Below are 11,117 nucleotides of genomic sequence, written 5' to 3' on the forward strand. Positions count from 1 at the left end.
TCCCATGCAACGCCGCGACATTCTTCAGTTGACCCTCGCACTCGGCACCGGCGTCATCGTGCGGCCGGCCTACGCCACCTCGTCGGAGATGCAGGCTGCCATTCGCAGCTACGCCAACGGCGCGCCGGTGAACGTGGGCAAGGTGCTGCTCGACGTGTCGCCCCTGGTGGAAAACGGCAACGCCGTGCCCATCACCGTGAGCGTGCAGAGTGCGATGACGGCGGCCGAGCACGTGACCGGCATCGCCGTCTTCAACGACCGCAACCCGCAGCGCGACGTGGTGCGCTTCACGCTGGGGCCGCGCGCCGGGCGGGCGCAGGTGTCGACGCGCATCCGGCTGGCCACGTCGCAACAACTGGTGGCGGTGGCGCGCCTGAACGATGGCACCTACTGGTCGCATGCGGTCGATGTGCTGGTCACGCTGGCCGCCTGCCTGGAGTAACGCACATGGCCCGCACCCTGATCACCGCACCGACCAGCGCCAGGCGAGGCGACATCATCGAGCTGCGCACACTGATCGCGCACGTGATGGAGACCGGCTTTCGCCCCGACGCCAACGGCCAGACCAAGCCGCGCAACCTGATCAACCGCTTCAGCTGCCGCTACAACAACGAGCTCGTCTTCAGCGCCGAGCTCTACCCGGCCGTGGCCGCCAACCCCTACCTCACCTTCACCACCGTGGCCACCGAGAGCGGCACGCTGAGCTTCACCTGGGAAGGCGACAACGGTTTTGCGCAAACGGAAACCGTGCCGATCACCGTGACATCAGCATCGTGACACCTCCGTTCGCCCTGAGCCTGTCGAAGGGATTGCAGAGCACGGCGCTGGCTTCGACAGGCTCAGCCCGAACGGAGCGGAGTGAACGACCCAACGCGCCTCGCTGGCTGGTGCTGATGGCGCTGACTCTGTGCTCGACAGCATCGGCCCAGCCCGACACCCGCCGTTCGGGCTTCGACGACATGAGCCCGCAAACCCAGGCCATGCAGCGCGACGACATGCAGAACCCCGGCATGCTGTGGGTGCAAGACGGTGCCGCGCTGTGGGAGCGTGCGCCGACACACTCGGCCAAAAGCTGCGCCGGCTGCCACGGCGCGGCCCGCACGTCGATGCGTGGTGTGGCGGCGCACTACCCGGCCTTTGATGCGCCGCTGAAACGCCCGGTGAACCTGGCCCAGCGCATCAACCTGTGCCGCGAACGCCACCAGGCGGCCGCACCGCTGGCCCTCGAAAGCCAGGAGCTGCTGGCATTGGAAAGTTTTGTCGCACTTCAATCACGCAGCCTGCCCATCGCACCGTCTAACGACCCCAAGCTGCTGCCGTTTCGCGAACGCGGTGCCGCGCAGTACCGCCAGCGCATCGGCCAGCTCGACTTGTCGTGCGCTCAGTGCCACGACGAGCGCGCGGGGCTCAGGCTCGGCGGCAGCGTGATCCCGCAAGGCCATGCGAACGGCTACCCGCTGTACCGGCTGGAATGGCAAAACCTCGGCTCCTTGCAGCGGCGCTTACGCAACTGCATGACCGGGGTGCGTGCCGAAGCCTTTCCATATGGCTCGCAAGCCTTGGTGGAGCTGGAGCTGTACCTCGCCTGGCGTGACCGAGGCATGCAGGCCGAGGCGCCGGCCGTGCGGCCCTGAGCGGTCAACCGTCCCGGTGCTGCTCGCACCGAACCCAGGCCTGGGTACACGCTGGCACAACGGGTGCGAAATCGCATGTGCCTGAGGGTTTTGACGGGGCGCTGGCCCGCCTGCCGTACACCTTGTCACATAGACTGAGCATCACCCTGACGAGGAGGGCTCACCCGGAGAGCGAAACCATGTTGCTTCACGTGCCGACGATCTTCGTCGCGCTGTTTCTCTCCTGCGCTCTGTTTGTTTCCGCACTGACATTCTCTCGCCCCCTGCGGGGTGCCGGTATCGAGCTCCGGCTGTGGGTGTGCAGCGTCTGGATGCTGCTGGCCTCCTTCGTGGCCTTGTCCTCCCGCGTCTTCCTGCCTGAATGGATCGCCATTTTGTTCGGCAACGGGCTGGTCTTCTTCGCCTTGCACCTGATGAGCCGCGCCCTGCACCGCTTCTTGCTGGGGCAAGAATGGCCTCGCTGGCACACCGGCCTGATGTGGGTGGGGTGGTTGTGTACCGCAATGGTGATGAGCTCGCCGCTGGCGCTTCGCACGATCGTCATCTCGCTGCTGCTTGCGGCCCAACTGGCGCTCATGGTGTGGCTCTTGGTCAGGCGGGGCTGGCACGCCGAAGCGTCCCTGCGCACGGTGGCGGTGACGCTGGGCCTCACCTGTGCCGCGCTACTCGTTCGTGTGGGCAACGCCGTGCTGCACCCGGAAGACTTCAGCGGCTACTTCCAGGCCAGCCTGGGCAATGGCCTCACCTACCTTGCATCGTTCCTGTTCCCGCTGGGTGCCGGTTACGGCTTCGTGCTGGCCAACCTGGAACGAACGGCGCACCGGCTCGACGCGCTGGCCGCTCACGACAGCATGACCGGGTGCCTGAATCGAAGCGCCTTCAACACCCTGCTGACCCATGCCCTCGAACGCGCTCAGCGCGACACCACCTCAGCCTCGCTGATCGTGATCGATCTCGACAACTTCAAACAAGTCAACGACACACGAGGCCACGCGTCCGGAGACGCGGTGCTCACTGCCCTGGCCCAGGCGCTGCGCGCCCGCCTGCGTTCAGCCGATGCATTCGGCCGGCTCGGTGGCGACGAGTTTGCGGTGCTGCTGGTGGACACCGACATGCCGGGCGCCCTGAACGTGGCCGAGATGCTCCGTGCCACGGCCGAGGCGCTTGTGATCACCACGCCCGCCGGCGACACGCTGCGCATCACCGTCTCGATGGGTGTGTCGACAGCCACCGGCGACCACCCCACGAGTGTGGAGCGCCTGCACGCCGAGGCCGACCTGTCCATGTACGCTGCCAAGCAAGGGGGGCGCAACCGGGCCGTTCGCCACGAGCCGGAACTTGCACCCAGTGAGAGCCCGAGCCTCGGTAGCCCAGTCAAGATCTGCCCCGCGTAGGCGATTGACTACCCCCGCAGGGGCCATTGCCCGCTGCCCCGAATGCGCCGGGCTGCTGAGAATCAAACAGCCGATAACTTCAGGAGCGGCCTTGGGCAAGAACGCACACATTCGCGGCGCGGTGGTTTACCGCGAAGGCGATGGTCCCAACATCACCATTCCGCAGGGCCCTTGCGAGATCGAAGAGACGGCGCAAGACGCGACGATCAGCTGGGTCGACGGCGACACCCACGGTGCCGCGGCGATCCCGCTCACCGATTTCAAGCGTTACGTGGCGACCCGTGCGATCGAGCTGGTGGCCACACAACCCGCCTGAACACTCAGCGCGCGAGAACGCGGCGCGCCGCGTACCCCGCCCTCGGGGCCAGCGTCACTTCAGCAGGCCAGCGTTCTCAGCCGCGGCGCGGATGCCGCTGTAGTTTTCAGCCTGGGTCGGCACGAAGCGCGTGGCACGTTGCAGGCCGAGGATCTCTTTGCCCAGCGGTGTGTTGGGATCCAGGGCTAAAAAGGCTTGCGCGATCTTGTTGCGCAGGTCGGCGGGCATGTCGGCGTGCACCGTCCAGTTGTAGTCGTAATACGGTGGGGTCGTAAAGAACACCTTCACCTGCGTGGTGTCGACTTTTTTCTCGGCGACAAACTTTTCCCACACCGAAATGTTGAGCGCACCCGCATCGACCTTGCCGCTGGCCACCGCCGCGATGGTGGCGTCATGCGCGCCCGAGAAGCTCACGCGCTTCAAGTCCACATCGGGGTTGATCTTGGCGGCGAGCAAAAAGCTGCGCGGCATCAAATGGCCCGAGGTGCTGGAGGCCGAGCCGAAGCTCACCGTCTTGCCCTTGAGGTCGGCGAGTTGGGTGATGCCGCTTTTGGCGTCGGTGATGAAGACGGAGCGAAAGCGCTCGTCTTCTTCACGCTGCACCAGCGGGATCACTTTCCCGTTGGCGCGCACATTCGCCTGCACGAAGGTGAAGCCCCCAAACCAGGCCAGGTCGACCTTGCGGTTGACGAGCGTCTCGACCGCGGCAGCGTAGTCGGTGACGGGTGTCCACTCAACCTTCATGCCGAGCTTGCTCTCGAGGTAAGCCCCGAGCGGCGCGAACTTGCGCGCCAGCTCGGTGGGCGACTCGTCGGGGATGGCGGTCACGCGCAGCACACCCGGGCTGACGGTCTGCGCCTGAGCCGCGACGCTGGTGAAAACGGTCAGCGCGGTGAGGCCGAGCCATCGTTTGAAAGAGCGTTTGAAAAAGGTCATGGAGTCTCCGTGGGTCGGGTGTCAGAAAGTGCGGCCACCTGCCGCGCGAGCGCGGTGATGCCTAGGGGGGAAAGATCGTCGGCGCCCACCCGCTGCGCCTGGCCCAGGCGTTCGAGGTGGCGCCCTTGCGAGCGTTTGTAGAGCGGATCGTAGTGTTCGGCCATCAGGGCGGCAAACAGCGGCGGGAGCTCGCGTGCCAGCGCCCAGGCTTGCCACTGGGCCAGCGTCTCGTTGGGCAGCAGGCCTTTGAGCGTGCCGAGCTTGTCGGCAAAACCTTGCGGGTCGTCGCCCAGCCAGGCGTAGTCGCGCAGCAGGTAGGCGAGCCGCGCCTCGAGGCTGGCCTCGATCTCGACCACCGGGCTTTCGCGCAGGCGCTGCAACAAGTCGTCGGGCAGGCTGATGCGGCCGATGCGGCGGCTTTCGGCTTCGACCCACACGCGGCGCGCCGGGTCGAGCGCCGCCATGGCGGCCATCAGCTGGGTCTCGAACGCTTTTTGCGACGGCTGCTCGCGCCCCGGGATGCCGCCCAGCACCGAGCCCCGGTGAGCGGCCAGGGCTTCGAGGTCGAGCACCTGCTCGCCCTGCGCCGCCAAGGCCTGCAACACGCGGGTCTTGGCGCTGCCGGTGGGGCCGCACAGAACCCTCAGGTTCAGCGTGGGGGTGAGCGAGGCCAGGCGCTCGATCACGTGGGCGCGGTAGGCCTTGTAGCCGCCCTTCAACTGCTGCGCGTCCCAGCCGACCAGGCGCAGCCAGGTGACGAAGCTGCCGCTGCGCATGCCGCCGCGCCAGCAATAGACGAGCGGGCGCCAGTCTTTGGGTTGGTCGCGAAACGATTCGTCGAGGTGCCGTGCGATGTTGCGCGCGACCATGGCGCCGCCGATCTTGCGGGCCTCGAAGGCCGAGACTTGCACGTAGGTGGTGCCGGTGATGTGGCGCTCTTCGTCGCTGAGCACCGGGTAGTTGAGCGCGCCCGGAATGTGGTCGAGCGCGTACTCGGCGGGCGAGCGGGTATCGATGACCACGCTGAAGTCGGCCAGGTCACGAACCGTGATGGGTTTATGACTCATGACGCCCGGTGCATGTCCGTTTTGATCGACACTAACAACATGGATCCCATTCGACTCACTTCGTTTTCCCACGGCGGTGGCTGCGGCTGCAAGATCGCGCCCGGTGTGCTGACCGAGATCTTGTCGCGCACCCCGCAGGGCCTGATTCCGGCCGAGCTGATGGTGGGCATCGAAACCGCCGACGACGCGGCGGTGTACCGCCTCAATGCCAACCAGGCGCTGGTGGCCACCACCGACTTCTTCACGCCGATTGTCGATGACCCGCGCGACTTCGGGCGCATTGCCGCCACCAACGCCATCTCCGACATCTACGCCATGGGCGGCACCCCCATCATGGCGCTGGCCCTGCTGGGCATGCCGCTCGACAAACTGCCGCTCGACGTGATCGGCGCCATCCTCGAAGGTGGCGCCAGCATCTGCCGCGAGGCCGGCATCCCGATCGCAGGCGGCCACTCGATCGACGTGCTGGAGCCCATCTACGGCCTGGTCGCTTTGGGCCTGGTGCACCCCGACCGCGTGCGCCGCAACTCGGACGCGAAGGCCGGAGACGTGCTGGTGCTGGGCAAACCACTCGGCGTGGGCATCTTGTCGGCCGCGCTGAAGAAGGGGCTGCTCGACGAGACCGGCTACCAGCAGATGCTGCACTACACGACCCAGCTCAACCGCGTGGGCAGCGAGCTGGGTGCCCTGCCTGGCGTGCACGCCATGACCGACGTGACCGGCTTCGGCCTGGCCGGCCACCTGCTGGAGATGTGCCGCGGCTCGCAGCTGGCCGCCGAGCTGGAGATGGCGCGCGTGCCAATGATCCCCACGGCGGTGGGCTTCGCCCGCGATGGTGTGGCCACCGGTGCCTCGGCGCGCAACTGGGCGGGCTACGGTGGGCAGGTGCTGTTGCCGCCCACGCTGCTGCCCTGGCAACAGGCCATGCTCACCGACCCGCAAACCAGCGGCGGCCTGCTGGTGTCGTGCAGCACCGACGCCTCGCATGCGGTGCTGGCGCGTTTCCATGCCGCCGGCTTCGAGCGCGCAGCGGTGATCGGCCGGCTGGTGGCGGGTGAACCGCAGCTGCGGGTGGTGTGAGCGGGGCTCAGTAGAGCCGCGCCAACAGACGCTCGAAGGCCGAGGCCTGCGTTGGCGAGGTCAAACGCAGCACCCCTTCGGCCTGCAAGACCTCGATCAGCTTGGTGGGCGCCACACGCTTGTCGCCCACGATCTCGACGTGGCCCGCCGGCACCAGCACCCGCTTCGTGCGGGCATCGGCCTCGACCACCGGGTGGCGCTGCTCGTCGAGCGAAAAGATGTCGTCGCTCTCGACACAGCGCCCGGCCTCTTCGCGCCGGCAGCTGCCTCGCTCGTCGGTGTCGATCTTCAGGTAGGGGCCGACTTGCGGCGCCAGCTCGCCGGGCTCGCGGATGAAGCGCGACGAGTAGGTGATGTCGGTCCACTTGGGGCCGGTCACCGCGTAACAACTCAGGGGCAGAAGGCCGAGCGACACCGGATAGAGCCACACCTTGCCGCAGGTGCGCGCCGCCTCGATGCCGGCGAACGGGCCCGAGACCGTGACCAGGCGCAGGTCGACAGCACGCTCGGGCAAGGGCCCGGCCAACGAGGCGGTGAGCGACTTGCGCGCGATCAGCGCGCCCTGGCTGTGGCCGATCACGGTGAGCTGCGGCAAGCGCGAGCCGTCGGCGAGCTGCTTGAGGGCCTGGCGCAGCGCAGTGGCGCTGTCGGTGAGCTTGGCGCGGTCGTCGTAGGTAAAACAGGCCGCCTGCTGGCCATGAAACGCCAGCACCTGGGCCAGCGCCCGGAACTGGCCCGACGAGCCGAAACAACCATGCACCAGCACGTGCAGCGGTTGGCTGGCGTCAAAGCGCAGGGTGCGGTCGGTGCTGTCGGTGCAGGGGCCGAGGCCGGCAATGTTGAGATGGGTGTCGGGCGGCGGCAGGCGGCCGGGTTGCAGGTCGCCCGGCACCATCACCTCGGGTGTGGCGCAGCCGGCCAGCAGGCCCGTCAGCAACAGGGTGAGGGCAGCACACTTCTTGGCAGCCTGCTGCAAGGCACTGGAAACGATCAAGGCCATCTCGCGCTCGGTGAGTGAGGTGTCGAACAAGGCAATCCATCGAGGTCAACGCTGACAGCATATGCGCTTGCACGCGCGGGCTACGTCAATCAACGTATTCGCCCATACCGCGCCGGTTTTCACAATCGCTCCAACCCCTTGAATGACGGAGCACTCCATGATCCACGGCGACATCTCCAGCAGCAAAGACACCGTGGGCGTGGCCGTCGTCAACTACAAGATGCCACGCCTGCACACCCGCGCCGAGGTGCTGGCCAACACGAAGCAGATCGCCGACATGGTGGTCGGCATGAAGCTTGGGCTGCCCGGGCTCGACCTGGTGATCTTCCCGGAGTACAGCACCCACGGGATCATGTACGACAGCGCCGAGATGTACGAAAACGCGGCCACCGTGCCCGGCGCCGAGACCGAGATCTTTGCCGCCGCCTGCCGCAAGGCGAAGGTCTGGGGCGTGTTCTCGCTGACCGGCGAGCGCCACGAAGAGCACCCGAACAAGGCGCCGTACAACACGCTCATCTTGATGAACGACCAAGGCGAGATCGTCCAGAAATACAGAAAGATCATGCCCTGGGTGCCCATCGAAGGCTGGTACCCCGGCAACTGCACCTACGTGAGCGACGGGCCCAAGGGCTTGAAGGTGAGCTTGATCATTTGCGATGACGGCAACTACCCCGAGATCTGGCGCGACTGCGCGATGAAGGGCGCCGAACTCATCGTGCGTTGCCAGGGCTACATGTACCCGGCCAAAGAGCAGCAGATTCTGATCAGCAAGGCGATGGCCTTCGCCAACAACTGCTACGTGGCGGTGGCCAACGCGGCGGGCTTCGATGGTGTGTACTCGTACTTCGGCCACTCGGCGCTGATCGGCTTCGACGGGCGCACGCTGGGCGAGTGCGGCGAAGAAGAAATGGGCATTCAATACGCAGCGCTCAGCAAGAGCCTGATCCGCGACTTTCGCAAGCACGGGCAGAGCGAGAACCACCTCTTCAAGCTGGTGCACCGCGGCTACACCGGGCTCATCAACTCGCGCGAGGGTGACAAGGGGGTGGCGGTGTGCCCCTACGACTTTTATTCGCAGTGGGTCAACGACCCCGAGGGCACGCGAAAGAAGGTGGAGGCCTTCACCCGCAGCACGGTGGGCACCGACGAGGCGCCGATCGAGGGCATCCCCAACCAGTCCACACCTGTTCACGGCTGATGGGCGCGATGCTGGACGCACGCTGCGTGCCGTCCGAACCCTATTACCAGCCGAGCGGCGACGAGTGCGCGCTGTTCGAGGCCGCGTATGCACAGCGCCTGCCGGTGCTGCTGAAAGGCCCCACCGGCTGCGGCAAGACACGCTTCATCGAGCACATGGCGTGGCGGCTGCAGCGCCCGCTGATCACCGTGGCTTGCAACGACGACACCAGCGCCGCCGACCTCACCGGCCGCTGGCTGCTCGACGCCCACGGCACACGCTGGCAAGACGGCCCGCTGACACTGGCCGCACGCAGCGGGGCCATCTGCTATCTCGACGAGCTGGTGGAGGCCCGCAGCGACACCACGGTGGTGATCCACCCACTGACCGACACCCGCCGCATGCTGCCACTGGACAAGCACAACGAGCAGCTGGTGGCTCACCCCGACTTCCTGCTCGTGGCCTCGTACAACCCCGGCGGTGCGAAGGAGCTCAAGGCCTCGACGCGGCAGCGCTTTTGCGCGCTCGACTTCCACTACCCCACCACCGAGATCGAGGTCGCCATCGTGGCACACGAGTCGGGCCTGGCAGTGGACATGGCGGCGCGCCTGGTGGGCTTGGGCGTGCGCACACGCCGGCTGCAAGGCCATGGGCTGGACGAGGGCGCGTCCACGCGCATGCTGGTGCACGCAGGGCGTTTGATCCGCCAGGGTGTGTCGCCGCTGGCGGCCTGCCGCATCGCGGTGGCTGCGCCGCTGTCGGACGACGCCGAAGTGGCAGCCGCCTTGCTCGCCACCGTCGACGCCGCGTTCTGAGCACGCCATGCGCAGCGCGCTCTCGCCTTACCTGCGCAGCCTGTGGAACGTCACGCCCACGCTGATCGACATCACCGAGCCCCAGACCACGCGGCCGTTTCTCTCGCCGCTCGGCCTGCACCTGCCGCTGCACGCGCCCACCCACGAAGCGCCCGACCTGTGGTTCCAGGCCGCCGCCGCGCACGCCGCCGCACACCTGGTGTTCTCGCAGCATCGTTTCGACCCCGCCGGCTTGCGCCCGGTGACGCAGGCGATTCTGGGTGCGCTCGAAGACGCACGTGTCGAGTGGCTCGCCAGCCGCGAGCTGCCGGGCCTGCGCCGCTTGTGGCTGCCGTTTCATGCGGCAGTGATGTCGGACACCCCGAGCTTTGAAGACCTGCTGCGTCGCCTGGCGCGCAGCCTGCTCGACCCGGCCCAACACGACCCGCACCCGTGGGTGATCAAGGCGCGCCAGCTCTTTTTTGTCGACGACGCCGGCGACATGCTGGCCTTGAGGCAACCTGAAGCCTTGCGCCACGCCGCCTCGCTGCTCGGCAACGACATCGGCCAGATGCGCTTGCAGTTCAACGCGCGTTTGTATGCCGTGATGCCGAGCTACCGCGACGACAACAGCTGTCTGTGGCGGCACGACAAACAGCGCACCGACACCGAACACGAGGTGGCCGCCACGCCGCCCGCCGGTGCTGCGGTAGCGCCCTTGCAACGCCACAGCTACCCCGAGTGGGACCGCCTGGTGCCGATGTACCGACGCGACTGGTGCAGCGTGCTCGACGACACGGTGATGGCGCCCACATCCCCCCGGCCCGCCCCACGACGCACACGCCTGATGGCGCAACCCGACGGTGACGAGTTCGACCTCGACGCGCTGGTCGACACCGCCATCGCTCGCCGCAGCGGCCAGGTGCTGGAGCCCCGTGTCTACCGTCGCAGCCAGGCCACCCATGACGCGGGCAGCACGCTGCTGTTGCTGGACACCTCGGCGTCCACCGCCGCGGTGTTGCCAGCCGCGCGCGAGGCCGCACTACGTGCTGCAGCGTCGATCGAACGTGCGGGCGGCGAGTGCGCCATTCACAGCTTCTGCTCTGACGGCCGCCACGCCGTGCACTACAGCCAGCCGAAGGCATTTGGCGAACCGCTGGGGTCAGCGTGCATCGAGCGCCTGATGCGCCTGCGCAGCCGTTTGTCCACACGCCTCGGCGCGGCATTGCGCCACGCCAGCCACCTGATCGCACAGCGGCACGGCGCGCTGCGCCGGGTGCTGCTGCTCACCGACGGCCGCCCGCACGACGTCGACGTGCACGACCCACAGTACCTGGTGGAAGACGCGCGCCAGGCGGTGCGCGAAGCCGCGCGGCGCGGTGTGTGGATGCAGTGCGTGAGCCTCGACGCAGCGGCATGGCGGCCACTGCAGCGCGTGTTCGGCCCCGGCCGGGTGCACACCGTGAAGACCCTGACCACGGCACTGAAGCGCTGACCTGCGTGCCAAGATCGTGCCCCTGGAGGTGCACACGATGGCTTGGTTCGACGGTTTCGAAGCGAAGTTTCACGAGGTCAACGGCCAGCGCCTCTTTGCGCGCACCGGCGGCAAGGCGGGTGGCCCGCCATTGCTGCTCCTGCATGGCTTCCCGCAGACGCACGCCATCTGGCACCGCGTCGCGCTCGCCCTGCAAGACCGCTTCTTTCTGGTGATGCCCGACC

Annotated in this window: 13 protein-coding genes; 10 read left to right on the plus strand and 3 right to left on the minus strand. The window is 67.2% G+C overall.

Annotation, left to right across the window (positions count from 1 at the left end; genetic code table 11):
- Nucleotides 1-4: 4 nt before the first annotated feature.
- The 5 genes from RMO40_RS14585 to RMO40_RS14605 all read left to right on the plus strand — a co-directional run bounded on the left by RMO40_RS14585 (nt 5) and on the right by RMO40_RS14605 (nt 3,344).
- Nucleotides 5-442, plus strand: a complete 438-nt coding sequence (locus tag RMO40_RS14585) for a SoxY-related AACIE arm protein (RefSeq protein WP_309722652.1) — start codon at nt 5-7, stop codon at nt 440-442.
- A gap of 5 nt (nt 443-447) precedes the next feature.
- Complete coding sequence (soxZ, locus tag RMO40_RS14590; protein ID WP_309722655.1) at nt 448-777, plus strand: thiosulfate oxidation carrier complex protein SoxZ; 330 nt, start codon at nt 448-450, stop codon at nt 775-777.
- Between the two features lie 116 nt (nt 778-893).
- A complete protein-coding gene (soxA, locus tag RMO40_RS14595; RefSeq protein WP_309722658.1) occupies nt 894-1,634 on the plus strand; it encodes a sulfur oxidation c-type cytochrome SoxA in 741 nt (246 codons plus the stop codon).
- A 179-nt stretch (nt 1,635-1,813) separates the two neighbouring features.
- Nucleotides 1,814-3,028: a GGDEF domain-containing protein gene (locus RMO40_RS14600; RefSeq protein ID WP_309722660.1), complete on the plus strand. Its 1,215-nt coding sequence runs from the start codon at nt 1,814-1,816 to the stop codon at nt 3,026-3,028.
- Between the two features lie 91 nt (nt 3,029-3,119).
- Nucleotides 3,120-3,344 (plus strand): hypothetical protein, encoded by a 225-nt coding sequence (locus RMO40_RS14605; RefSeq protein ID WP_309722663.1) that lies wholly within the window; start codon nt 3,120-3,122, stop codon nt 3,342-3,344.
- A 54-nt stretch (nt 3,345-3,398) separates the two neighbouring features.
- On the opposite strand, the gene RMO40_RS14610 is transcribed toward RMO40_RS14605, so the two are convergent.
- The gene (locus tag RMO40_RS14610; protein ID WP_309722666.1) at nt 3,399-4,280 is read right to left on the minus strand and encodes a putative selenate ABC transporter substrate-binding protein; all 882 of its coding nucleotides are present in this window, start codon (nt 4,278-4,280) and stop codon (nt 3,399-3,401) included.
- A complete protein-coding gene (mnmH, locus tag RMO40_RS14615) occupies nt 4,277-5,347 on the minus strand; it encodes a tRNA 2-selenouridine(34) synthase MnmH (RefSeq protein WP_309722668.1) in 1,071 nt (356 codons plus the stop codon). Before mnmH ends, RMO40_RS14610 begins: the two co-directional genes overlap by 4 nt.
- Nucleotides 5,348-5,386: 39 nt before the next feature.
- Between mnmH and selD the strand changes: the two genes are divergently transcribed.
- Nucleotides 5,387-6,427: a selenide, water dikinase SelD gene (gene selD, locus RMO40_RS14620; protein ID WP_309722671.1), complete on the plus strand. Its 1,041-nt coding sequence runs from the start codon at nt 5,387-5,389 to the stop codon at nt 6,425-6,427.
- Nucleotides 6,428-6,434: 7 nt separating this feature from the next.
- On the opposite strand, the gene RMO40_RS14625 is transcribed toward selD, so the two are convergent.
- Complete coding sequence (locus tag RMO40_RS14625) at nt 6,435-7,457, minus strand: alpha/beta hydrolase (protein WP_309722674.1); 1,023 nt, start codon at nt 7,455-7,457, stop codon at nt 6,435-6,437.
- 127 nt (nt 7,458-7,584) lie between these two features.
- Between RMO40_RS14625 and RMO40_RS14630 the strand changes: the two genes are divergently transcribed.
- The 4 genes from RMO40_RS14630 to RMO40_RS14645 all read left to right on the plus strand — a co-directional run.
- On the plus strand, nt 7,585-8,625 hold the full coding sequence (locus tag RMO40_RS14630) for an aliphatic amidase (RefSeq protein ID WP_309722678.1): 1,041 nt from the start codon (nt 7,585-7,587) through the stop codon (nt 8,623-8,625).
- On the plus strand, nt 8,625-9,419 hold the full coding sequence (locus tag RMO40_RS14635) for an AAA family ATPase (protein WP_309722681.1): 795 nt from the start codon (nt 8,625-8,627) through the stop codon (nt 9,417-9,419). Before RMO40_RS14630 ends, RMO40_RS14635 begins: the two co-directional genes overlap by 1 nt.
- A gap of 7 nt (nt 9,420-9,426) precedes the next feature.
- On the plus strand, nt 9,427-10,893 hold the full coding sequence (locus tag RMO40_RS14640) for a VWA domain-containing protein (protein ID WP_309722684.1): 1,467 nt from the start codon (nt 9,427-9,429) through the stop codon (nt 10,891-10,893).
- 37 nt (nt 10,894-10,930) lie between these two features.
- Nucleotides 10,931-11,117, plus strand: a 187-nt coding sequence (locus RMO40_RS14645; RefSeq protein ID WP_489660167.1) for an alpha/beta fold hydrolase, incomplete at its 3' end; no start/stop codon positions are given.

The organism is Rhizobacter sp. (genome assembly GCF_031412075.1).
Taxonomy (GTDB): domain Bacteria; phylum Pseudomonadota; class Gammaproteobacteria; order Burkholderiales; family Burkholderiaceae_C; genus Rhizobacter.